This is a genomic window from Streptomyces parvus (genome assembly GCF_014648875.1).
Taxonomy (GTDB): Bacteria; Actinomycetota; Actinomycetes; order Streptomycetales; family Streptomycetaceae; genus Streptomyces; species Streptomyces parvus.
The window spans coordinates 1,075,121-1,096,517 of the sequence record NZ_BMRY01000001.1; the positions used below are offsets into that span (position 1 = coordinate 1,075,121).

Sequence of the window (21,397 nt, forward strand, 5' to 3'; positions counted from 1 at the left end):
ATGCACCTATAGAGAACATTTGCCCGGTTGATGAAGAGGCCGCCCAGCATGTGGACGAAAGTTGTCCACCGAAGTTATCCACAGGCTGTTGATAATATTTACCGTACGTAACACCCGCAGCTCCGCCGCCCTCCCCGTGCGGCTGCGTCACCCTCCCTGACCGCGGCCGAAAACCGCCGCTCCCCGCCCCCGCCCACCCCGCCGGTCCTGCGCCGTTCCCCATTTGCAGTCGGCCGAATCGCGCCCCCGTCACCCCTCGGTAAGCTGACGGCATGACAGGACAAGTACGCACCGTCGACGGCCGCGTGGCCGGTCGACGCGGTCAGGCGACGCGGCAGAAGCTGCTCGACTGCCTCAGCGAGATGCTCAGCTCCTCGCCGTACCGGGACGTCAAAGTCATCGACGTCGCCCGGAAGGCCGGGACTTCACCCGCGACTTTCTACCAGTACTTCCCCGACGTGGAGGGCGCCGTCCTCGAAATCGCCGAGGAAGTCGCCAAGGAGGGTGCCGGACTGACCGAACTGGTCGCCGGACGCTCCTGGGTCGGCAAGGCCGGCTGGACCACCTCCGAGCAACTCGTCGAGGGATTCCTCGACTTCTGGCGGCACAACGACGCGATTCTGCGCGTGATCGACCTCGGCGCGGCCGAGGGGGACAAACGGTTCTACAAGATCCGCATGAAGATCCTGAACTCCGTCACCAACTCCCTCACGGATTCGGTGAAGGAGCTCCAGAGCAAGGGCAAGGTCGACAAGGACGTCAGCCCGGCGGCGATGGCGGGCTCCCTGGTGGCGATGCTGGCCGCGGTCGCCTCGCACCAGAAGGGGTTCACCACCTGGGGTGTGAAGCAGGCCGAACTGCGGCCGAACCTGGCGCTGTTGGTCCACCTCGGCATCACCGGCAAGAAGCCGACGAAGTAGGCCCACCCCCGCCCCGTCCTGTCTCCCCGACGGCGGACCACCCCACGCACCCCCGCGGGTGGTCCGCCGTCGGCGTCCCCGGACGATGCCCGCACTCTCCGTTTCCGGCCACCCCGGACGGTGCGCAAGACCGCCGCTCCAGCCACCCCGGACGACGCCCGCGACCGCCGCTCTCCGGCTACCGCCGCTCCAGCCGGAACAGCCGGATCTGCCGCTCCACCCTCCGCTGGTACGCCGCGTACGGAGGCCAGAACGCGAGCGCGGCCTCCCACACCCGGGCCCGCTCCTCGCCCTCCAGCAGGGTCGCGCGTACGGGGATGTCCCGGCCGCGCCAGTTGACGACGGCCGCGTCCGGGCGGGCCAGCAGGTTCGCGGTCCAGGCCGGGTGCCCCGGGCGCCCGAAGTTGCTGCCGACCAGGATCCAGGCGCCCTCCACCTCCCCCTCGGGCATACAGGCCAGCGGGGTGGTCCTCGGCCGGCCCGTGCGCGCCCCCGGCACCGTGAGGACGAGCCCCGGCAGCATCCGGGCGCTGAGCAGCACCCTGCCCCGGGTGAGCCGGTGCACGGCCCGGTCCAGGACGGGAACCACGTGCGGGGCGATCAGCGCGAAGGCCCGGGTCGAGGAGACCCGCTGGACCAGTCGCACGCCCCGGGTGCCGGTCACCGGACGCCCGCCCCGTGCGGGACCCGGGAAGCGGCGGTGGCGGGTCCGAAGAGCCCGGCCCGTTCCGCCGCGTGGTCGCGCAGCCGGTGGACCGGGCCGAAGAGCAGTTCGTCGCCCGCCGCCCGTTTGAGGTAGCGGTGCGCCTCGTGCTCCCAGGTGAAGCCGATGCCGCCGTGCAGCTGGACGGCCTCGCCGGTGGTGATCCTGGCCGCCTCCAGGGCCTGGGCGAGCGCGAGCGGCCCGGACTCGGGGTCGCGGGCGGCGTGGTACGCGGCGGAGCGGGCCGCCTCGACCCGTACGTACAGGTCGGCGAGGCGGTGCTTGACGGCCTGGAACGAGCCGACGGCCCTGCCGAACTGTTCGCGCGTCTTCACGTACTCCACGGTGCGTTCCAGGGCGCCCGCCGCCGTGCCGACCGCTTCGGCGGCGAGGATCGCGGCGGCCGTGCGTCCGGCGGCGGCGAGGGCGGCGGCCGCGTCGGCGGTGCCGTCCGCGCCGAGCGGCTCGGCGGGGGTGTCGCGCAGTTCGACGCGGGCCAGGGGGCGGGTCTCGTCGAGGGCGGTGAGCCGGGTGCGGGTCAGCCCGGGTGCGTCGCCGGGGACCAGGAACACCTGCGTACGGCTGCGCGGGTATCCCCCGGTGTGGGCGGCGACCAGGAGCAGCCCGGCGCTGTGCCCGTCCAGGACCCGGCCGGCCTCGCCGTAGAGCCGCCGCTCGCCCGCCTCCCCGTGGGCCTGGATGCCGCCGGCCCGGCCGCCGCCCGCCCAGGTCCCGTCGCGGTTGTCGCCGGTGAGGCCGAGGGCGGTGGCGAGCGAGCCGCCGGGGAGGGCGAGGGCGGCGGTCAGGGTCCCGTCGGCGATCCGGGGCAGAAGGGCGGCGCGCTGGTCAGGGGTGCCGAGAGCGGCGATCAGGGGTGCGGCGAGGGCTGCGGTGGCGAGGAGCGGTGAGGGCAGCAGCGCCCGCCCGGTCTCCTCGCAGGCCAGGGCCAGCTCGGCGGCCGTGCAGCCGGCCCCGCCGTACTCCTCCGCGAGCGCGAGGCCCGGCAGCCCGAGGCCCCCGGCGAGCCGCCGCCACAGGGCCGGGTCGTAGCCCTCGGCGGTGCCCACGGCGGCGGGGATCGCGCCGGGTCCGCCGTACCGGGCGAGCAGGTCGCGCAGGGCGCGGCGGATCTCGTGCTGTTCCGTGGTGAGGGCGGTGTCCATCGGCGGGCTCCTTCCACCCCGGGGCACCCGACGACCCCGGATCTGACGATCCGTCATATTAGGGAGGAGGGCCGGAAATTCCCAGAGTCGCGCATGCGGGCGAGGCGAGGAAGGTGTCGCGCAGGCACGGTTGCGGCATCCCGCATCTGATGTACCGTCAGATTCATGTCTGCCTCCCGTCCCCGCAAGGTCGCTGTCGTCGGTGTCGCCCTCGCGGACTGCGGGCGCGTCGACGACGCCACGCCGTACGCCCTGCACGCCCAGGCCGCCCGCCGCGCCCTCGCCGACTCCGGACTCGACCGGTCGGTCGTCGACGGCTTCGCCTCGGCGGGGCTCGGGGCGCTGGCCCCGGTGGAGGTCGCCGAGTATCTGGGGCTGCGGCCCACCTGGGTCGACTCGACGGCGGTGGGCGGCGCCACCTGGGAGGTGATGGCGGCCCACGCGGCGGACGCGATCGCGGCGGGCCGGGCGAGAGCGGTGCTGCTGGTCTACGGGTCGACGGCCCGGGCCGACATCAGGGCGGGCCGCCGCACGTCGAACCTGTCGTTCGGGGCACGGGGGCCGGCGCAGTTCGAGGCGGCGTACGGGCACAGCCTGATCGCCAAGTACGCGATGGCCGCCCGCCGCCACATGCACGCGTACGGCACGACGCCGGCGCAGCTCGCCGAGGTGGCGGTGACGGCACGGGCGAACGCGGCGGCGAACCCGGAGGCGATGTTCCGGGAGCCGATCACCGTGGACGAGGTGCTGTCGGGGCCGATGATCGCGGACCCGTTCACCAAGCTGCACTGCTGTATCCGCAGCGACGGGGGCTGCGCGGTGCTGCTGGCCGCCGAGGAGTACGTACCGGACACGGCGAAGGCCCCGGTGTGGATCCTCGGCACCGGGGAGCACACGTCGCACGCCTCGATGTCCGAGTGGGAGGACTTCACGGTCTCCCCCGCCGCCGTCTCCGGCCGCCTGGCCTTCGAACGGGCCGGGGTGCGGCCGGCCGACATCGACCTGGCCGAGATCTACGACGCGTTCACGTACATGACGCTGGTGACGCTGGAGGACCTGGGTTTCTGCGCGAAGGGCGAGGGCGGCGCGTTCGTCGAGAAGGGCCGCACCGGGCTGCGCGGCGAGCTCCCGGTGAACACGGACGGCGGCGGCCTGTCCGCCTGCCACCCCGGGATGCGCGGGCTGTTCCTGCTGGTGGAGGCGGTACGGCAGCTGCGCGGCGAGGCGGGGCCCCGGCAGGTCGTGAGGGCCGGGGGCGGGCTGCCGGAGCTGGCGGTGGCGTCGGGGACGGGCGGCTGGTTCTGCTCGTCGGGGACGGTGGTGCTGGGGCGGGGGTGAGGGGCCCGGTCCTCATCACAGCCCGACGACAGTGACCATGCTCTCCAGCCCCTTGAAGTCGTCGGCGTTGCGGGTGAAGAGCGGCAGCCCCCGGACCGATGCGATGGACGCGATCATCAGGTCCATGCGGCGCGGTCGGGGATCACGCCGGGCTGCGAGGACGAGCGCGACGAGGGTCCCGTACCGCGCGGCGGCGTCCCCGTCGAAGGGCAGCGGCTCGAAGTCCGCCACGGCCGCCCCCAGCTTCTCCGTCCGGGCGGCCCGCACCAGCGGGTCCTTCGCCATGGCCACCCCTTGCTGGAGTTCGGCCAGGGATACGGCGGTGAGGACGGGCAGCACGGGCAGCCGCTCCGGCTCCAGCAGGTCGAGGTCGATGTACGTACAGGTGTCGAGCACCCCCGTGCGGTACCGCTCAGCCACCGTTGCGCTCCCACACGTCCTCGTCGCCGACCCGGTCCTCCGCGCCGAAGAACTCGTCCGCCTCGCGGCGCAGCAGGTCACCGTCGACCCGGGGCAGCCGCCGGTGCCGGGCCACGAGCTCCTCGGCGCTGAGCTGCCTCTTGCGACTGATCGGACGCAGTTCCGCGACCTCTATGCCGTTCCGGGTGATGCGGAAGGTCTCCCCGCCCTCCACCGCGTCCATGACCTCGGCGGAGTTGTTCCGGAACTCCCGCTGCGTAATGGTCTTCATGCCCTCACGGTAGCGCGCCGTGTCTCACAGGGCTACACCGGTGGACCGCCCGATGCGGTCCAATGGCCCCATGACCGACGACACCTCCCAGCGCCCCTTCCGCGACCTTCTGCACGCCCAGCGCGTCTGGGACACCGAGCTGCCCGCCCTCGATCCGGAGGCGGCCCCGGCCGCGCCCCTCGCCCTCTTCCACGCCTGGTTCGCCGAGGCCGTGGCGGCGGGGCAGCCCGAGCCGCACGCGATGTCGCTGGCCACGGCCGACGCCGAGGGGCTCCCCGACGTACGCACGCTGCTCCTGCACGACGCCGACGAGCGGGGCTGGCACTTCGCCTCCCACGCCACCAGCGCCAAGGGCCACCAGCTCGCCGCCCGCCCGCACGCCGCGCTCGGCTTCTACTGGCCCGCGCAGGGCCGGCAGGTACGGGTCCGGGGCCCGGTCGTCCGCTGCACCCCGGCCGAGAGCCACGCCGACCTGCACGCCCGGTCCACCGGGGCGCTCGCCGCCGCGCTCACCGGGGCCCAGAGCGAGGTCGTCGGCTCGGTGGCCGAGCTGCACCGGACGGCGGACGCGGCCTGGGACCGGGCGGTGGCGGAGCCGGACGCGGAGGCCCCGACCTGGACCCGGTACGTCGTCGAGCCGGCCGAGGTCGAGTTCTTCCAGGGCGACGCCCGGCGCCGCCACATCCGGCTGCGCTACCGCCGCGACGCGGGCACGGGAAGCGGCGGCGACTGGACGCGGGAGCTGCTCTGGCCCTGATCCGGTGCAGACCGCTGCACACAGCACGTTTATCCGGTTCTCACCGTTAAGGGGCAGTATGGGAGACAGCTGAGCTGTTGGGAGGCACCGATGCCGCGAGCCCGCTCCCGTTACGCCCCCGACCGGGGCCTGACCGGCCGCATGGTCACGACCATGTTCTTGATCGGTCTGCTCTACGTCGTCTTCGTGGGCGTGCTCCTCGCGGCCCTGAGGGGCTCCTGGCCGATCATCCTGGTCATCACGGGCGGCATGTTCATCGCCCAGTTCTGGTTCAGCGACCGCATCGCCGCGTACGGCATGGGGGCCCGCGAGGTCACCCCCGAACAGGCCCCCGAGCTGCACGGCGCCATCGACCGCATCTGCGCGCTGGCGGACATGCCGAAGCCGAAGGTGGCCATCGCCGAGAGCGACGTACCGAACGCGTTCGCCACCGGCCGCAGCGAGAAGACGGCCCTGGTCTGCGCGACGACGGGCCTGCTGCGCCGACTGGAGCCGGAGGAGCTGGAGGGGGTCCTCGCCCACGAGATGTCGCACGTCGCGCACCGGGACGTGGCCGTCATGACCATCGCCTCGTTCCTCGGCGTACTGGCCGGGATCATCACCCGGATCGCCCTGTGGGGCGGCTTCGCGCGCAGCCGCCCCGGCAACGACCCGGCGGGCATCCTGCTGCTCCTGATCCCGCTGATCAGCGCCGTCGTGTACGCGATCAGCTTCCTGCTGACCCGGCTGCTGTCCCGCTACCGCGAGCTGTCCGCCGACCGGGCCGCCGCCCTGCTCACCGGCCGCCCCTCCGCGCTCGCCTCCGCCCTCACCAAGGTCAGCGGGCAGATGGCCCGCATCCCGACGGAGGACCTGCGGAAGGCGGAGCCGTACAACGCGTTCTACTTCATGCCCGCGTTCTCCGCGAAGGAGAGCATGGGCCGGCTGTTCTCCTCGCACCCGACGCTGGAACAGCGTCTGGACCAGCTGTCCCGCATCTCCACCGACCTGTCCCGCTGAGTCTCCAAGGAGTTACGCCCGTGGGCCTGCTCGACGCGATCCTCGGCCGGAGCAAACCGGTCCGCCCCGACCTCGACCAGCTCTTCGCCGTCCCCTCCGCCGCCCTCACCCTCCAGGCCGCCACCGGCTTCACCCCGACCGGCCGGGGCTCGGTCTGCTTCGCGGGAGTGGAGGGCGGCGGCTTCGCACGGCTCCAGGAGGACGTACGGGAACTGCTGGACGCGGACACGGAACGCGGCGGCATCCCGGTGGAGTTCAGCCGGGACACGTACGGCTACACCTGGCTGCTGGCCACCCACCCGGCCGACGACACGGCGGGCCTGGTCAACGACCTGCACGCGGTCAACACGATGCTCCAGGACGGCGGATTCGGCCCGCACCTGCTCTGCTCGCTGATCGGCTTCCGGGACACGGAGTCCACCGACGGCCGGTCGCTGGCACTGGTCTACCTCTACAAGCGCGGCACGTTCTACCCGTTCGCCCCGCTCCCCGGCGACGCCGAGAAGCGGGACAACCAGCTGGAACTCCAGGTCCGGGGCGCCCTCGGCGACGACCTCCGGGTGGAGAAGGACCTGTCCCGGTGGTTCCCGGTGTGGGGCGCGCCGGGGCTGTGATCAGCCGTTGGCGACCGCGTGGTCCAGGAACGCCGTCCAGGATCCGGAGCCGCTGCACGGGCTGGTGACGGCCCCGGAGGCGGCCGAGGAGTGACCCCGGCGCGGGCCGCCTCACGGTCAGGCGCCGGCCTCCTGCGGGTTCAGCGGGATGCCGTGGACCGTGGGCCCCAGGCGTGCCCGGTAGCGGCGGATGCCCCAGCTGCGGTGCTCCAGTTCGGCGGCGACCAGGACGTCCGCCGTGTTCGGCCGGCCGGGCACCAGCTCCACCAGGGCGGCCACCGGGTGGTCGCCCACCAGGGGCAGCCGGCGCAGGCCGCGGAACTCCCACTGCGGGTCCGGCTGGGACGCCCCGTGGCCGCGGACGATCCACTCCTCCCGGGCGGGGCCCGGCTCCGGCTGCTGTCGCTCCACGCCCAGGTCGACGACGCCGGTGCTGACCGTGAAGCTGACTCCGGTGCCGGGGCCTGCCGCCGTCGGGCGGGTGCGCTCCCCCGGGTCGATGAGGCGGGCCACCGGCCGCGCGGACGGGTCGGGGGTGGAGAGGGAGAGGGCCAGGGAGGCGTGCCGGAACGTGCCCGGGGCCTGTGGGGTCTCCGGGCGGAACGAGCACACCAGCAGCAGGTGGCGGTAGTCCCGGTCCGGCGTGGAACGGACGTGCGCGTGCCAGTCGGCGGGGGCGCTCGCGTGGTCGGCGGGCAGCAGGTCCCAGCCGAAGGTGAGACGGCCGCGCAAGGGTCCGTCGTCGGCCGGGGCGCCGAGCGTGCGCTCCGGTTCGAGGGCGATGTCGTGCAACTGGATCTCGGTCATGCGGTGACTCCCGTGCTCCGTCCTCGGAGGAAGGTGAAGGCCCCCCAGTCGCGGTACTGCGGGTACCGCGCCCGGGTGGCGGTCTGTGCCGAGCGGAACGCCCGCTCGGGGGCGTCGGCGAGGTCGGCCCGCTGGTACAGGCGGTGGAAGAAGTACGTGGCCGGTTCGGGGCGGACGGCCCACAGGCAGCCGACGACGGCCTGGACCCCGGCGGTGACCAGGGCTGCCGGGACGCCGCGCACGTTGTCCGCCCGGTCGAAGCGCCCCAGCGCCGATTCGCAGGCGGCGAGGGTGACCAACCGGATGCCGCTCAGGTCGAGTTCGAGGAAGTCGTGGGCGAAGACCCGGCCGTCGTCGTCCTCGTCCGGGGTGAGGTGGAGGCAGTGCAGCCAGGGGGCGTCCTGATCCATGGTGCCGTGGACGGCGAGGTGGACGACGTCGGCCGTGGCGAGTTCGGCGAGCAGCCCGGCCCGGGTCGCGGCCGGGCCGGTCACCGCGTCCGCGCCGACCGCCTCGGCGACGGCCCGGGCGTGCTCCTCCAGCGCGGGTTCGGCGGGCAGTCCGTAGGGGACGCCGCCGGTGGCCGAGGCGATGACGGCGGTACGGCGCGGGCGAGGGCGTACGGGGAGGCCGGCGGAGAGGTCGGCGGGGACGAGCGCTTCGAGGCCCGCGATGGTCGTGACCGTCCAGTCGTCCGCGATCAGGCGGCCGTCGACGGAGCAGAGCGCGACCGGCAGGTAGTGGAGTGCACCGTGCGGCCAGAGCAGGAGGCGGTCCTTGCCCTGGGCCCGCCATGCGGCCCACCGGTCGCCCATCACGAGCGGCAGCTCGTACCCCGTCAGCAGCCTGCGGCCCTCCGGTGTCACCTCACCGAAGAGCGGGTCGCGTTCGACCTCGGTGCGGACCGCGTCGACCAGGTCGGCGACGGGATGCCGGTCGGCGTAGGCGGCGGCGTTCTCGGGTCCGTCGCCGTCCGGATCGCCCAACTGCACGGTGATCGCGCTGCCTTCGCGCGTGACGGCGAGCAGCACGGCGGCCCCGTTCACGGCGGTCGGCAGGAACCAGGTGAGCAGCACACTGCGCTCGTCGAGCAGTTCGCCGGTGCGCGCCCACAGGTACTGGTCGTCCACGAAGGCGGCCGAGCGGGCGCGGAGTTCGTCGTCGATGAAGGAGGAGATCCGGCGGCGCAGGTTGCGTACGAACGTGTCGTCGTCCTCGTGGTTCTCCTCACCGAGGTCCGCGTCGAGGACGTTCAGCAGGTTCGCCGTCGCGCCGCCGACGGCGGTGGGGCTTTCCAAGGAGCGGAGTCTCGCCAGGTAGTTGACGATGTGCGCGGGGCGGGGGACCGGGCCGTCGATCCTCCGCCAGGCCCCGGCCTCCGGCCCCTTGCCCGCCTGGTGGAGGCCGATCATCAGCGCCACCGGCAACGACTCGATCCCGAGGGTAACCTGCCAGACGGCGGCGTGGACGAGGTCGCGGAGGACCTCGCCGAGCGCGGGGGCGCCGCCGGTGTCGAAGTTCGGTACGTCGACGATGATCGCGTACACCGCGTTCTTGAGGGCGTCACCGCTGAGGTTCGGCAGGTCCCGGAGGACGGGCAGCAGGCATGCCTGGGCCAGGTCCTGCTGGTTCAGCGAGGCGTAGGAGAGCGCCGCGTAGGTGGAGTGGCCCCACGGGAATGGCACCCGGTCGGAGACCGGCTCGCCCCGCTCGACCGCCAAGCGGTAGAGGTCCGCCGTCAGCAGTCTGACGACCGTGCTGTCCCCCGGTTCCGCCTGCCGCAGGAGGGCTGCGCCCAGCGCGGGCCGCCCCCGGTCGCGGGCGTGGGCGGCCGCGTGCAGGAGGGCGGCGGAGCGCTGGACCGGGGTCCAGCCTGCCGGAAAGGACTCCGGGAAAGGGCTGAGGGGGTCGGAGTCGGGGCCGGGGCAGTCGGTGGGGTCGTCGGGCAGCGCGTGCAACCGGGCCTCGACGTGTTGCCGGCGCTGCGCGGGGCTCTGGGCGAGGGGAGAGCGGTCGGCCCAGTCCAGTACCGCGCGCAGGAGCGGCCGGTCGGCACGTTGCCGGGCGAGGTCGATGCCCTGCTCCACGGTCCGGGCGGCGACGACTCCGCCGTACGCGGCAAGGAAGGCGGGCACGTCCGAGCCGAACACGTTCTCCCGTACGGTGTCGACGTACGTCGCGGGCGCGTCGCCCATCGACCGGAGCAGGAAGAGCACCAGATCCGGCGGCGCGGCGGCGCGGGCGGCGAACAGGGCGTCGAACGCGGCCCGCGCGGTCGCCCGGTCCACGCCGCCGCCCTCCCCCTCCCCCTCCTCCTCTTCCGTGACCACCTGGGCCACCTGGGCCAGCGCGGCCAGGATCCGGGGGCGCAGCGCACTGCCCGGGCCGCTCGCGCGTTCGTCCGACTCGGCGGCCCGTACCAGCAGGTCCCGGGCCTCGCCCCGTAACCGCGCGTCGAACAGCAACGGCCACGTGCCGCCGAACCACGGCCGGTACAGCGGCGATCGGTACAGGTCCGCGGCGTGCTGGGCGGCCCGTACGGTCCCCTCCTCCCCGGCGTACGCATCGCCGCCCAGGTCCTCCGGGCCCCGGACCGCCAGCCGCAGCCGGGCGGCCGCCAGGAGCGCAGCCGCCAGGTCCGGGGAGCCGTCCGGGGAGCCCTCCAGCCGCTCGATCAGGCGGCCGGACAGCTCGTCGGCGTCCTCGAACACCGGGCGCTCGCACCGCTCCGCGAGGACCGGCGCCGCGCTCTCGACCGTACGCAGGGCCGCCTCCCGCCAGACCGCGTCGGCCCCGCACTCCTCCGCGACCTCGGTCACCAACCGCCAGTAGAGGTACAGGAGATCGGCCGCACCTCCCCGGCTCCGGGCCGCATCCGCGACGAGCAGTTCCAGTAGCGCCCCGGCGGACAGCCCGTGGACCTCCTCCGTCTCCTCCAGACTCCGCCGCACCCGCTCCAGCTCACGCGCGCGCCGCTTGGCCGCGTCGAGCGACAGCACTCGGTCCCGTGCGTGAAGCACCAGCCCCAGCAGGACGGAGACCGGGTCGAGGACGTAGGTGGGCGTGGGCGGCCCGGCGGCCTCGTGACCGGGTGGGCCGAACCTCACCCGGCCCGCACAGACCATCCCCTGCCGGGTCTCGTTGGCCAGCGCGGCAACCATGTCGTCGTCCGTAGGCAGCACATGGGACACGACCAGCACGAGCGAGCCCGTCCCGGACGCCGTCTCCAGCCAGTCGGCCGGCAGGTCCAGGTCGAGATCGTAGGCCAACTCCAGCCCACCCGGGCCGAGTACGGAAAAGACGCCCTCCTCGCCCCGGTGGACGCACCACCGCGCGTCGACGGGTTCCGCGAACGGCAGCTCGTTCAGCGAAGCGAGCGCCGCCAGCCCCCGCCCGCACGCCCGGGTGAACAGGCTTCCGCCCGGACCGGCTCCGGTGAACGGGCCGAGCCCCGCCCGCCCCACCGCCAGTCCGGCATGCCGGGCCCCGTCCACCTCCGCCAGGAAGGCCCACCCCGTGACGTCCTCCGACAGTCGCACGCCGTCCCCCCAGCGCCTCTGGATCATGGCAGTGGTCAGCCTTCCACAAAAGCGCCCCGTTCAGCCCCGGGGCCGGAACACCGGTACGGCCTCCTCCCCCGCCTCCCGGAAGGTGACGGCCAGGCCCATCCCGACGCGCAGGGCCTCGTGCGCGCACTCCACGATCTCCGTCATCATCCGCGGCCCCTCGGCGAGGTCGACGACGGCCGCGACGTACGGGACGCGGGAACCGAAGGGCGGCAGGTCGTTGCGGTGGACGACGGACCAGGTGTAGAGCGTCGCCTCCCCGCTCGCCGCCTCCCAGCCCACGTCCTCGCTCCAGCAGTACGGGCAGAACTCGCGCGGATAGTGGTGCGCCCGGCCGCACCCGGCACAGCGGCGGATCAGCAGCCGTCCTTCCGCCGCCGCGTCCCAGTACGGGCGGGTGAAGGCGTCCGGCTCGGGAAGGTCGAAGCGCGGGCCCGCAGAGGCACGTTCGGCGCTCACAGGAACAGCCCGAACGCCGCGTCCAGCGACCAGGTCTGCCACGCCATCGCGAACAGGGCCACGAGGGAGATCAGCGCCATCATCGCGTTCTGCCCCTGCTCGGCCCAGTCGTGGATCATCAGGGTCAGGTAGAGGAGGTTGAGCAGGAGGCCCGCCACCAGCGCGACCGGGGTGAGGAATCCGGTCACCAGTCCCAGTCCCAGAGCGAGTTCGGCGTAGACGACGACGTACGCGATCAGCTTCGGCCGGGGTTCGACGACCTTCTGAAAGCCCGTGCGGACGGCCCTCCAGCGGTGCTTGCCCGCGATGTCCGCTGCCCACGCGATCCCCGTACCGCGCTCGAACCAGCCCTTGCGGTCCTTGTGGCGCCAGCTCTCCAGCCACCACAGGCCGAGGCCTATGCGCAGGACGGCGACCCATTCCGCTCCGCCGAGCCAGATCGTCTGCATCGGCCCTCCACTCACAGTTTTCTGACGATACGTCAGTTCACCGGACGAGAGCCGACCGCGCAAGAGGTCCGCACAGCCCGCACAGCTTCAGCGCCGTCGGCCACGCCCCAGCAGCCAGGCCAGATAGACCCCGCCGAGCGCTCCCGTGACCACGCCCACCGGCAGTGGTCCCGCCGTCGGCAGCGAGATCGCCACCAGGTCGGAGGCGGAGAGCAGCAGTGCGCCCATCGCGGCGGCGGGCAGCAGGCCCGTCCCCGTGCCCCGGCCGATGCGCCGGGCCAGTTGGGGTGCGCAGAGGGCGACGAACACGATCGGTCCGGCCGCCGAGACCGCCACCGCGCTCAGCCCGACCGCGATCAGGAGGACGAACACCCGGGTGCGGGCCGCGTCCACACCGAGGCCGCCCGCCGCCTCGTCGCCCATCTCCAGCAGGTCCAGGCGGCGGACAACCGGGAGCGCGGCGAGCAGGAGGGCCCCGAGGCCGAGCAGGGCGGGCATGACCTGGTGGCGTTCCGCGCTGCCGAGGCTGCCGATCAGCCAGAGCTGGGCGGACTGGGCGTGGTCGAGTGCGGCCCGGGTGAGCAGGTAGGCGTTGACCGAGGCGAGCAGGGAGCCGACCGCGATCCCGGCGAGAATCAGCCGGTTGCCCCGGAACGAGCCGCGTCGGGCGAGGAGTTGGACGATGACCGCCGTGGCCAGTCCGCCGCCCGCCGCGCCGGCCGCCACGTACGCCGGGTCGCCGTGCAGCAGGACCAGCAACGCACCGGTCGCCGCACCGGAGTTGAAGCCGACGATGTCCGGGCTGCCGAGCGGGTTGCGGGAGAGCTGCTGGAACAGCGCCCCGGCCGCGCCGAGTGCCGCGCCGACGGTGAGCCCGAGGGCGACGCGGGGCAGCCGCAGCTCCAGGACGACGAACGCGGCCTGCTCGGAGCCCGCGCCGAACAGCGCGCCCAGCACCTCGGCGGGCGGTACGAGACCGTCCCGGGTGAGCGCGAGCGCACCGGTGCCCGCCGCGAGGAGGGTGAGGAGGAGGGCGACGGCGAGGGGGCGGGGGCGGACGCGGAGGGAGAGGCCCCGGCCCCGTACGGCCACGGGTCCGCCGGAGAGGCTCCGGTTCCGTTCGGCCTCCGGCTTTTCGAGGACGCTCATGCCGTCGCCACCGCCTTCCGGGAAGCGCTCCGGCGGTTGTGCCGCGCGCGGCCGATCAGCCAGATCAGGACGGGCGCGCCCACGAACGCCGTCACGATGCCCACCTGGATCTCGGCGGGGCGGGCGACGACCCGGCCCACGATGTCCGCGACGAGCAGCAGGCCCGCCCCGATGAGGACCGCGTACGGCATGAGGCGGCGGTGGTCGGGCCCGGCCAGCAGGTGGGCCACGTGCGGGGCGACCAGGCCGATGAAGCCGACCGGGCCGATCGCGGCGGTGGCCGCGCCGCTGAGCAGCACGGTGGCGAGCGTGCCGAGCAGGCGTACGCGCCCGGGGGCGACGCCCAGCGCCCGCCCCGCCTCGTCGCCGAGCGCGAACGCGTTGAGGGCGGGCGCCACGGTGAGCGCGAGCACGGCCCCGACCAGCAGGAAGGGCAACACCTCCCACAGTACCGGGAGTTCGCGGCCCGCCAGCGTACCGACGGACCACATCCGCAGGGTCCCGTACGCATCCGCGTCCAGCACCCCGAGCCCGCTGACGACCGCGCCGAGGACGGCGGTGACGGCGACCCCGGCGAGCACGAGCCCTTCGGGGGTGCCGCGGCCCGCACCCCGGCCGCCGAGCAGATACACCACGACGACCGCGACGGCCGCCCCGAGCAGCGCCCACCAGACGACGGCGTGGAGCGAGCGCGTACCGAGCAGGACGGTCGCGGCGACGACCGCGCAGGCGGCCCCGGTGTTGACGCCGAGGAGGCCGGGTTCGGCGAGCGGGTTACGGGTCAGCCCCTGCATCACCGCACCGGCGAGGCCGAGCGCGGCTCCGGCCGTGACGGCGAGGAGGGTGCGCGGCACCCGGACCTCCCGGACGATCGAGGCGTGCGGGGCGTCGGGGTCGAGCAGCGCGGCGAACACCTCGGCCGGGGGCACGGGCTGCGCGCCCACGGCGAGGCCGCCGGCCACGGCGAGGGCCAGGAGGACCAGCCCCGCCGTGAGCCCGGCGGCGTACCGCACGCGTGCGGTGGGTTGTTTACGGATCACTTCGAGGACGGCTTCAGCCGAAGGCCTTCTCGATCTTGTCGATCAGGTTGCCCGCGCTGTAGTAGTCCAGCCGGAAGGTGTCGAGGCCGAGGTCGTACACCCGCTTGTCCTTGACGGCGGACAGGTCCTTCCAGACCGGGCGCTCGGTGGCGGCGGTGATCTCCTCGGGGGTGTGGCTGACGAAGAGGAGCGAGCTGTCCTTCGCGGTGTCGGCGACCTTCTCCTGGCTGAACTCCGCGAAGTCCGAACGGCCGCCCTGCGTCTGGCCCTTGCCGGCCGGCGGTTCGAGGACGGTGAAGCCGAGGGAGGTGAGGAGGCGCCCCTGGGCGGACTCGGGGGTGAAGACGGTCATCGCGGACTGGTTGTCGCGGACGAGCGCGGCGGACTGCTTCGGCACGGTGATGGCGGCCTTGACCTCGCCGACCCGCTTGTCGTGGGCGGCGACGACCTCGCTCGCGCGCTTCTCCAGGCCGAGGTCCTTGCCGAGGCGGGCGGTCAGGTCCTGCCAGGAGACGTCGTCGTGGCGGTAGAGGAGGGTCGGGGCGACGGCGGAGAGCTTGTCGTAGAACTTCTCGGCGTTCTCCGCGCCGGAGGAGGCGCCCACGATGAGGTCGGGCTTCAGCGCGAGGACTTTCTCCACGTCGGGCTCGAAGCCCTGGTAGGCGACCTTGACGCTGTTCTTCGCGGCGGCGTCGGACCACTGGGTGAAGAAGCCCTGCTTGTCGGTGATGACGGAGGGCGGGGTGGCCTGGGAGGCGACGACCGGGGCGTCGAGGGCCAGCAGATGGCCGGTCATGGTGACGCTGACCGAGACGATCCGCTTCGGCTCGGCGGGGACTTTCTCGGTGGTCCCGGCGTCGTGCTTCACGGTGCGGGCGGCGGCCGCTTTGCCCTTGCCGTTCCCGTCACCCTTGGCGCCCGCGTCGCCGTCGCCGCCACCGCAGGCGGTGAGCACGAGGAGCCCGGCGGCGACCACCGCCACCCCCCGGAAACGAGCCCGCAGCTGTCTGCCGTTCATGTACGTCCCACCCCTTCACCCCCGGACGGGCGCACGGCACGGCGCCGCGCGGCTGCCCCCGGAGGTCACCCCGCATCAGTCAAGGCAAGGTTAGCCTTACCTTATCCACATGACGGAGTGTCCGTGCACGCGCGGTCACCGCCCCGCACCGCTCGTGATCAATTCGCAATCGATTTCCCTCTTGACCGAGACCCATCAACAGAGCGGGCGATTACGCTCCGAACCATGCCCAACAGCCCGTCCCCCGCAGCCCGTCACGACGCCGTCGCCCTCACCGACCGTACGGAGGTCCGGCCCGTGTACGTCATCGGCGGCGGCCCCGGCGGACTCGCCACCGCGGCCGCGCTGCGCGCCCGGGGCGTACGGGCGGTGGTCCTGGAGAAGTCGGACCGGGTCGGGGCGTCCTGGCGCGGCCACTACGACCGGCTGCACCTGCACACCACCCGCCGCTGGTCGGCGCTGCCGGGGCTGAAGATGCCGCGGAAGTTCGGGCGTTGGGTGGGCCGGGACGACGTGGTGCGGTATCTGGAGAAGTACACCGAGCACCATGAGCTGGAAGTGGTGACGGGCGTCGAGGTGACCCGCGTCGACCCGGCCTCCGACGGCTCCGGCGACTGGCAGCTCACCGCGACGGGCGGCCGGGTCCTGCGGGGCCGCGCGGTCGTCGTCGCCACCGGCTTCAACCACACCCCGCGGATACCGGACTGGCCGGGCCGCGACACGTTCACGGGCGAGCTGCTGCACGCGGCGGCGTACCGGAACCCGGCCCCGTACGCGGAGAAGGACGTCCTGGTCGTCGGCATCGGCAACACGGGCGCGGAGATCGCGGCAGACCTGGCGGAGGGCCGGGCGTCCGCCGTGCGCATCGCGGTCCGGACGGCCCCGCACATCGTCCGCCGCTCCACCGCCGGCTGGCCGGCCCAGGCCACGGGCATCCTGGTCCGCCGCCTGCCGGTACGGCTCGTCGACCGCGCGGGGGCCGTGATGTCCCGGATCGCCGTGCCCGACCTGACCGACCGGGGCCTCCCGCGCCCCGCCACCGGCCTCTACTCCCGGGTCCGCGAGGGGGCGATCCCGGTCCAGGACGTGGGGCTCGTCGACGCGGTGAAGAACGGCCGGGTCACCCCCGTGGCGACGGTCGCCTCCTTCGACAAGGACACGGTGGTCCTCGCCGACGGCACCCGGCTCACCCCGGACGCCGTCATCGCCGCCACCGGCTACGACCGCGCCCTGGAGCCGCTGCTCGGCCACCTGGACGTCCTGGACGGGCGGGGCCGCCCGGTGACCCACGGCGGCCGGTCACCGAAGGGAGCACCCGGGCTGTACTTCACCGGCTTCACCAACCCGATCAGCGGGATGCTGCGCGAGATGGCCCTGGACGCGGAGAAGATCGCCAAGAGGGTGTCGCGGGCGCCGCGTTGAGGGCGCGCCGGGGCTGACCGCGCGGCGCGCGGCTGAACAAGGCCGTCAAGGCCGTCAAGGCCGTCGACGCCGGGCCCTCAGGACCGCGCCGCCCCGCCCGGGCCGGCGCCGCCCGGGGCGCCGTCGCCCGGTGGCTCGTCGAGCACGCGCCGCAACACCAGGCCCTCGATTTCGTCGTGCGTCCGCTCCCCGTGGTCGAAAGCGATGAAGTGGGCCGCCATCCACACCGACGTCACGATGGTGCAGCGAATCTCCACCTCGTCCTCGTCGCGGCAGAACTCCCGGAACAGCTCCCGCAGATAGTCCATCCTGCGGCGGTCGACGCGCCGCAGCCGATGCGCGACATCGGGATCGCGCCGCGACCACTCCCGGATCGCCAGCTCCGTACTCATCTCGGCCGTCACGCCTTCCGGGCTTCCCGCGATGCGGAACAGATGGCGCAGGCGAGCCCGCGCGTCACCGCCCCCGGCACGGACGCTCTCGATGATGGCGTCGGTGACATCGCGCTCCCAGGCGTCGAGCATCTCCTCCAGCAACGCGCGGCGGTCGGCGAAATAGCCGTAGAAGCCGCCCTTGGTCACACCGAGCGACCTGGCCAGCACCTCGATCCGCACGGCGTCCGGCCCTCCCGCCGCGAGCGCGTGCAATCCGGCCTCGACCCACGCCGTGCGGGGCGTCCTGGCACATGCCATCGCGGCCTCCCACCTTCTGTACGGCACCGTATAAAGCAGCTATCCTACTTCTATACGGTGCCGTACAGAAGGTGGTGTGCCTGATGACCGGACTGTCCGACCGGCCCCAAGCCGAGCGCGAGCCGTGCAGCGCCGCCGTCAAGCGTGCCGTGGGGGTCCACAGCATTCCCGCGGCCACCCGCGCTCTCGGCTCGCTGTCCCGCGTCGACTACGCCGATGTGTTCACCCTCGCCGGGGACGTCGGCACGCACGCGACGGCGGAGCAGTGGGCGCGCGCCCTGTTCGGCGACGTCCCCGATCCCGTGGAGCGGCTGATCTGGCAGTGCCTCCTCGGACTCCGGCTCAGCCGGGGGCGGTCGCCCGGCACCGTGGCCGGATGGCGGATCGCCGAACGCGGCGAGGACTGGATCCGGCTCGAAGCGGCATCCTGGTTCCTGACCGGCAACCTCGTCGTCCGGGCGGCCGACGGGCAGGTGTCGCTGGGTACGTTCCTGCGCTACGACCACCCGTTGGCCCGTGCCGTGTGGCCCCCGTTGTCCGCCGTCCACCGCCGCCTGGCCCCCGGGCTGCTCCGCGACGCGGCGGCCACCGTTCGGGCGGCCTGACGGGGCGGACTGTCCGAGCCCCCGCTTAGGGTTCGCCGCATGAGCGATGTCCACGAACTGACCGTGACGGTCGACCTGCGCGAGGGGCTGCCGGAGCAGCAACTGGCCGAGCTGCGCTGGCATCTGGGGCTCGGCCCGCAGCCCGGACACCTCACCGTCGTGACGGACTTCCCGTGCGTGGTGGTCGACGACGACGGGGTCCCGCGGATCGAGAACGAGCCCCGCCCGCTGCTGGCGGGCAGCGGACCGGCCCGGCGGACGACGGGCGCGCTCTGCTCGGCGCTGGCCGCCCGCGACGGCCTCCCCGGTGGCGGCTGGGCTCTGACCTCCCGGACCGAGATCCACCCGGACGAGACGGAGGAGGTCGGGGCGCTGCTCCGCTGGCTCGCCGAGCACGCGCACGACACCCTGCGGCGGGAGGACGGCACAGTACGGCTGGGGCACTACCGTGCCTGCGAGGACCCGGAGCCGAACGCTCTCGAAGTCCGCGTCCGCGACGGCCGGGTCAACCTGACGGAAGCCCTTCTTCCGAGGAGTCGATGATGACCGTTCGCCGTGTCGTGCCCAACCTCCGTACGAAAGCGGTCGAGGAGAACCGCGACTTCTACGGCCTGCTCGGCTTCGAGGAGGTCATGAACCTCGGCTGGATCACCACGGTCGCCTCACCGTCCGGCCCGCAGGAGCAGGTCAGCTTCATGACCCACGACCTGACCGGCCCGGTCGTCCCCGATCTGAGCGTCGAGGTGGACGACGTGGACGCGGTGTACGCCGTCGTACGGGAGAGCGGCGCGGAGATCGTCCACCCGCTCCAGGACGAGGAGTGGGGCGTGCGGAGGTTCTTCGTCCGGGACCCCGACGGCCGGGTGGTCAATGTGCTGAGCCACCGCTGACACCCCATAGGTGAGCGTCCGGGACGGTCGGGGCTCTGCTTATCGTGGACGTCATGGACGTGTTCGACGAGCTGTTGCGGGGCGTGCGGGGCCGGGGCGCGGTGTTCGGCCGTTCGGTGCTGTGCGCACCCTGGTCGCTGCGGTTCACGGACGGGGCGTACCTGACCCTGTGTCTGCCGCTGCGGGGTGCGGGGTGGATCGTGCCGGAGGGCGGCGAGCCGCTGCGGGTGGAGGTCGGCGAGGCGGCGGTCGTGCGGGGCCCGGCCCCGTTCGTCTTCACCGACGACCCGGTGGACGCTACGGGCGCGGGGCGGGCCGGCGGTGTACGGGAGGTGCGCTGGGACCAGGTCCGGGACAGCGGGGCCGCATCGGGCTCAGTCCCCGAGTTCGACTGCGCCACCGTTCTGCTGGCCGCCGCCTACGACGTACAGGAGCAGCTTCCCCAGCGGCTCCTGCGGGCGCTCCCCCCGGCCCTCGTGGTGCCCGACGAGGAGGACTGCGCGCCCCTGCGCGACTACCTGGAGGCGCAGCTCGGCCGGGGCCGGCCCGGGGACCAGATCGTGCTCGACCGGCTGCTGGACTGGATGCTGGTGTGCACGCTGCGGGACTGGTTCGACCGGCCCGAGGCGAACCCGCCGGGGTGGTACGGGGCGCTCGGCGACGCGGTGGCGGGCCCGGCCCTGCGGGCGATGCACGAGGACCCGGCGCACCCCTGGACGACGGCGGAGCTGGCGGGCCGGGCGGGGGTGTCGCGGACGACCCTGGCGAAGCGGTTCACCGAACTCGTCGGGGACGGGCCCGTGGCGTATCTGACCGAGTGGCGGATGACGCTCGCCGCCGACCTGCTGACCCGACCCGAGCTGACGGTGGCGGCCGTGGCCCGCCGGGTCGGCTACGCGGACGCGTTCGGGTTCAGCGCGGCGTTCAAGCGGGTGCGGGGCGAGAGCCCGAGCGCGTTCCGGCGGGAGGCCCTGGCGGCCGGGCCGGTGGAGGCGGCGGCACCGGCGGGCTGAGCCGGCGCTGAGGGTGGGGGCGCGGCGGGTCCCCTGCGGCAGGGGACCCGCCCCCGGCTCCCTGCCTCGGCCCCGCCCCGCCCCCGGCTCCGGCTCCCAGCCTCGGCTCCGCCCCGGTCCGGCCCTCAGCCTCGCACCCGCCCCGCCCCGGGTCTCAGCCCCAGACCCCCCGCGCCGCCGCGTCCCGCACGAAGTCCGCGAAGTCGCGCGGCTCGCGGCCGAGTGCCCGGCGTACGCCGTCCAGGACGGGTGCCTCCCGGCTCGACGTGATCGGGTCCAGCGCGTCGGTCCAGAGGTCGGCCTCCCAGTCCGTGAAGCCCTGGGCGGTGAGTCCGGCCCGGAAGGCGGAGGTGTCGACGGGGACGTACGCGGCGCGCTTCCCGGTCTCCTTCGCGATCTCGTCCAGGACGTCGGCGATGCCGAGCGCGCGCGGGCCCGAGAGTCCGTACTCCTCGCCCGCGTGGCCGTCCTCGGTGAGCGCGGCCACGGCCACGTCCGCGATGTCGTCCGCGTCGATGAACGCGGCCCTCCCGTCCCCGGTGGGCAGGGCCAGTTCCCCGTCCCGTACGCCGTCGAGGAAGACGCCCTCGCTGAAGTTCTGGGAGAACCAGCCGGGCCGCAGGATCGTCCAGGTCACCCCGGAGGCCCGGACGGCCCGCTCCCCCTCGCCGTGCGGTCCGCCGTCCTCGTAGGAGGGGCCGAAGTAGCCGGGCACGTCCGTACCCCGAGCCGAGAGCAGCACCAGCCGCCGCACCCCGCTCGCGACGGCCTGCTCGACGAAGGCGGGGGTCGGGGAGGGCGAGGCGTCGAGCGGGGTGATGTAGACGGCGGTGACACCGTCCAGGGCGGCCTGCCAGGTGGTGGGGTCCGCCCAGTCGAACGGGGTCTCCCCGGATCGCGAGGCCGCCCGGGTCTCCACCCCCAGCTCACGGAGGCGGGCCACCACCCGGCGGCCGGTCTTGCCGGTGCCGCCGGTCACGAGTACGGGTCCCTGCACGGAGGCCGCTGCTGCGGTCGCGTCTGCGGAAGCGTCATTCTGAGTCATGGCACCAGCCTCACGCGGCGGGGCGGTCCCCGCCCATGGCTCAGCGTCCGGGAGGGA

The 21,397-nt window shown here is 73.7% G+C and carries 23 protein-coding genes; 10 read left to right on the plus strand and 13 right to left on the minus strand.

Translation table 11 applies throughout. From position 1 onward, the window contains the following. Nucleotides 1–272 precede the first annotated feature (272 nt). Complete coding sequence (locus IE140_RS04825; RefSeq protein ID WP_006126763.1) at nt 273–920, plus strand: TetR family transcriptional regulator; 648 nt, start codon at nt 273–275, stop codon at nt 918–920. Between the two features lie 178 nt (nt 921–1,098). Here IE140_RS04825 and IE140_RS04830 read toward each other — a convergent pair whose 3' ends face one another. Together IE140_RS04830 and IE140_RS04835 are read right to left on the minus strand one after the other, a co-directional pair. Next, entirely contained in the window at nt 1,099–1,584 is a 486-nt protein-coding gene (locus tag IE140_RS04830) for a nitroreductase/quinone reductase family protein (RefSeq protein WP_032777703.1), read from the minus strand. Further along, entirely contained in the window at nt 1,581–2,786 is a 1,206-nt protein-coding gene (locus IE140_RS04835) for an acyl-CoA dehydrogenase family protein (protein WP_150198558.1), read from the minus strand. The genes IE140_RS04830 and IE140_RS04835 overlap by 4 nt, the downstream gene beginning before the upstream one ends. A 165-nt stretch (nt 2,787–2,951) precedes the next feature. Here IE140_RS04835 and IE140_RS04840 point away from each other — a divergent pair, with 165 nt between their 5' ends. Beyond that, nucleotides 2,952–4,124, plus strand: coding sequence for a thiolase C-terminal domain-containing protein (locus IE140_RS04840; protein WP_189460077.1), 1,173 nt, complete (start codon nt 2,952–2,954; stop codon nt 4,122–4,124). A gap of 15 nt (nt 4,125–4,139) precedes the next feature. On the opposite strand, the gene IE140_RS04845 is transcribed toward IE140_RS04840, so the two are convergent. Both IE140_RS04845 and IE140_RS04850 read right to left on the minus strand, forming a co-directional pair. After that, complete coding sequence (locus IE140_RS04845) at nt 4,140–4,544, minus strand: PIN domain-containing protein (protein ID WP_006126759.1); 405 nt, start codon at nt 4,542–4,544, stop codon at nt 4,140–4,142. Continuing rightward, entirely contained in the window at nt 4,537–4,815 is a 279-nt protein-coding gene (locus tag IE140_RS04850) for a type II toxin-antitoxin system Phd/YefM family antitoxin (protein ID WP_150198211.1), read from the minus strand. The genes IE140_RS04845 and IE140_RS04850 overlap by 8 nt, the downstream gene beginning before the upstream one ends. 70 nt (nt 4,816–4,885) lie before the next feature. Here IE140_RS04850 and IE140_RS04855 point away from each other — a divergent pair, with 70 nt between their 5' ends. The 3 genes from IE140_RS04855 to pspAB all read left to right on the plus strand — a co-directional run bounded on the left by IE140_RS04855 (nt 4,886) and on the right by pspAB (nt 7,185). After that, complete coding sequence (locus tag IE140_RS04855; RefSeq protein ID WP_109179723.1) at nt 4,886–5,572, plus strand: pyridoxine/pyridoxamine 5'-phosphate oxidase; 687 nt, start codon at nt 4,886–4,888, stop codon at nt 5,570–5,572. Between the two features lie 90 nt (nt 5,573–5,662). Then, nucleotides 5,663–6,571, plus strand: a complete 909-nt coding sequence (gene htpX / locus IE140_RS04860) for a zinc metalloprotease HtpX (protein ID WP_109179722.1) — start codon at nt 5,663–5,665, stop codon at nt 6,569–6,571. A 20-nt stretch (nt 6,572–6,591) separates the two neighbouring features. Then, nucleotides 6,592–7,185, plus strand: a complete 594-nt coding sequence (gene pspAB, locus IE140_RS04865) for a PspA-associated protein PspAB (protein ID WP_109179721.1) — start codon at nt 6,592–6,594, stop codon at nt 7,183–7,185. Between the two features lie 117 nt (nt 7,186–7,302). Here the strand turns inward: pspAB and IE140_RS36375 are convergent, their stop codons facing one another. From IE140_RS36375 to fepB, 7 genes are all read right to left on the minus strand, one after another. Then, the gene (locus IE140_RS36375; RefSeq protein ID WP_150198209.1) at nt 7,303–7,992 is read right to left on the minus strand and encodes a hypothetical protein; all 690 of its coding nucleotides are present in this window, start codon (nt 7,990–7,992) and stop codon (nt 7,303–7,305) included. Beyond that, nucleotides 7,989–11,531 (minus strand): CHAT domain-containing protein, encoded by a 3,543-nt coding sequence (locus tag IE140_RS36380; RefSeq protein WP_189460079.1) that lies wholly within the window; start codon nt 11,529–11,531, stop codon nt 7,989–7,991. The genes IE140_RS36375 and IE140_RS36380 overlap by 4 nt, the downstream gene beginning before the upstream one ends. 60 nt (nt 11,532–11,591) lie before the next feature. Then, nucleotides 11,592–12,017, minus strand: a complete 426-nt coding sequence (locus IE140_RS04880; protein ID WP_100559132.1) for a Zn-ribbon domain-containing OB-fold protein — start codon at nt 12,015–12,017, stop codon at nt 11,592–11,594. Then, nucleotides 12,014–12,466: a DoxX family protein gene (locus IE140_RS04885; RefSeq protein ID WP_150197776.1), complete on the minus strand. Its 453-nt coding sequence runs from the start codon at nt 12,464–12,466 to the stop codon at nt 12,014–12,016. The genes IE140_RS04880 and IE140_RS04885 overlap by 4 nt, the downstream gene beginning before the upstream one ends. Before the next feature lie 87 nt (nt 12,467–12,553). Further along, a complete protein-coding gene (locus tag IE140_RS04890; protein ID WP_150197774.1) occupies nt 12,554–13,615 on the minus strand; it encodes a FecCD family ABC transporter permease in 1,062 nt (353 codons plus the stop codon). Further along, nucleotides 13,612–14,655, minus strand: a complete 1,044-nt coding sequence (locus IE140_RS04895) for a FecCD family ABC transporter permease (protein ID WP_150197772.1) — start codon at nt 14,653–14,655, stop codon at nt 13,612–13,614. The genes IE140_RS04890 and IE140_RS04895 overlap by 4 nt, the downstream gene beginning before the upstream one ends. A gap of 13 nt (nt 14,656–14,668) precedes the next feature. After that, nucleotides 14,669–15,673 (minus strand): Fe2+-enterobactin ABC transporter substrate-binding protein, encoded by a 1,005-nt coding sequence (gene fepB, locus IE140_RS04900; RefSeq protein ID WP_150197770.1) that lies wholly within the window; start codon nt 15,671–15,673, stop codon nt 14,669–14,671. Nucleotides 15,674–15,898: 225 nt separating this feature from the next. Here fepB and IE140_RS04905 point away from each other — a divergent pair, with 225 nt between their 5' ends. Beyond that, entirely contained in the window at nt 15,899–17,095 is a 1,197-nt protein-coding gene (locus IE140_RS04905) for a flavin-containing monooxygenase (RefSeq protein ID WP_150197768.1), read from the plus strand. A 77-nt stretch (nt 17,096–17,172) separates the two neighbouring features. Here the strand turns inward: IE140_RS04905 and IE140_RS04910 are convergent, their stop codons facing one another. Then, nucleotides 17,173–17,787: a TetR/AcrR family transcriptional regulator gene (locus IE140_RS04910; protein WP_150197766.1), complete on the minus strand. Its 615-nt coding sequence runs from the start codon at nt 17,785–17,787 to the stop codon at nt 17,173–17,175. 83 nt (nt 17,788–17,870) lie between these two features. Here IE140_RS04910 and IE140_RS04915 point away from each other — a divergent pair, with 83 nt between their 5' ends. Genes IE140_RS04915 through IE140_RS04930 form a run of 4 tightly spaced genes read left to right on the plus strand, consistent with a single transcriptional unit; the run spans nt 17,871 to nt 20,295 of the window. Beyond that, on the plus strand, nt 17,871–18,392 hold the full coding sequence (locus IE140_RS04915; protein WP_229826686.1) for a hypothetical protein: 522 nt from the start codon (nt 17,871–17,873) through the stop codon (nt 18,390–18,392). 39 nt (nt 18,393–18,431) lie between these two features. Then, nucleotides 18,432–18,935, plus strand: coding sequence for a hypothetical protein (locus IE140_RS04920; protein WP_150197764.1), 504 nt, complete (start codon nt 18,432–18,434; stop codon nt 18,933–18,935). Continuing rightward, entirely contained in the window at nt 18,935–19,282 is a 348-nt protein-coding gene (locus IE140_RS04925; RefSeq protein WP_109179709.1) for a VOC family protein, read from the plus strand. The genes IE140_RS04920 and IE140_RS04925 overlap by 1 nt, the downstream gene beginning before the upstream one ends. Before the next feature lie 53 nt (nt 19,283–19,335). After that, nucleotides 19,336–20,295 (plus strand): AraC family transcriptional regulator, encoded by a 960-nt coding sequence (locus tag IE140_RS04930; RefSeq protein WP_093444750.1) that lies wholly within the window; start codon nt 19,336–19,338, stop codon nt 20,293–20,295. A 154-nt stretch (nt 20,296–20,449) separates the two neighbouring features. On the opposite strand, the gene IE140_RS04935 is transcribed toward IE140_RS04930, so the two are convergent. Continuing rightward, nucleotides 20,450–21,340 (minus strand): NAD(P)H-binding protein, encoded by an 891-nt coding sequence (locus tag IE140_RS04935; protein WP_229826687.1) that lies wholly within the window; start codon nt 21,338–21,340, stop codon nt 20,450–20,452. Nucleotides 21,341–21,397 lie beyond the last annotated feature (57 nt).

Bases quoted from the DNA above. Each gene is read 5' to 3' on its own strand.
- IE140_RS04890 (WP_150197774.1), bottom strand. From the start codon at position 13,615: ATGAGCGTCCTCGAAAAGCCGGAGGCCGAACGGAACCGGAGCCTCTCC.
- IE140_RS04905 (WP_150197768.1), top strand. From the start codon at position 15,899: ATGCCCAACAGCCCGTCCCCCGCAGCCCGTCACGACGCCGTCGCCCTC.
- IE140_RS04925 (WP_109179709.1), top strand. From the start codon at position 18,935: ATGACCGTTCGCCGTGTCGTGCCCAACCTCCGTACGAAAGCGGTCGAG.
- IE140_RS04855 (WP_109179723.1), top strand. From the start codon at position 4,886: ATGACCGACGACACCTCCCAGCGCCCCTTCCGCGACCTTCTGCACGCC.
- IE140_RS04920 (WP_150197764.1), top strand. From the start codon at position 18,432: ATGAGCGATGTCCACGAACTGACCGTGACGGTCGACCTGCGCGAGGGG.
- fepB (WP_150197770.1), bottom strand. From the start codon at position 15,673: ATGAACGGCAGACAGCTGCGGGCTCGTTTCCGGGGGGTGGCGGTGGTC.
- IE140_RS04835 (WP_150198558.1), bottom strand. From the start codon at position 2,786: ATGGACACCGCCCTCACCACGGAACAGCACGAGATCCGCCGCGCCCTG.
- IE140_RS04825 (WP_006126763.1), top strand. From the start codon at position 273: ATGACAGGACAAGTACGCACCGTCGACGGCCGCGTGGCCGGTCGACGC.
- IE140_RS04840 (WP_189460077.1), top strand. From the start codon at position 2,952: ATGTCTGCCTCCCGTCCCCGCAAGGTCGCTGTCGTCGGTGTCGCCCTC.
- IE140_RS04935 (WP_229826687.1), bottom strand. From the start codon at position 21,340: ATGACTCAGAATGACGCTTCCGCAGACGCGACCGCAGCAGCGGCCTCC.
- IE140_RS04885 (WP_150197776.1), bottom strand. From the start codon at position 12,466: ATGCAGACGATCTGGCTCGGCGGAGCGGAATGGGTCGCCGTCCTGCGC.
- IE140_RS04915 (WP_229826686.1), top strand. From the start codon at position 17,871: ATGACCGGACTGTCCGACCGGCCCCAAGCCGAGCGCGAGCCGTGCAGC.
- IE140_RS04910 (WP_150197766.1), bottom strand. From the start codon at position 17,787: ATGGCATGTGCCAGGACGCCCCGCACGGCGTGGGTCGAGGCCGGATTG.
- IE140_RS04930 (WP_093444750.1), top strand. From the start codon at position 19,336: ATGGACGTGTTCGACGAGCTGTTGCGGGGCGTGCGGGGCCGGGGCGCG.
- htpX (WP_109179722.1), top strand. From the start codon at position 5,663: ATGCCGCGAGCCCGCTCCCGTTACGCCCCCGACCGGGGCCTGACCGGC.
- IE140_RS04850 (WP_150198211.1), bottom strand. From the start codon at position 4,815: ATGAAGACCATTACGCAGCGGGAGTTCCGGAACAACTCCGCCGAGGTC.
- IE140_RS36375 (WP_150198209.1), bottom strand. From the start codon at position 7,992: ATGACCGAGATCCAGTTGCACGACATCGCCCTCGAACCGGAGCGCACG.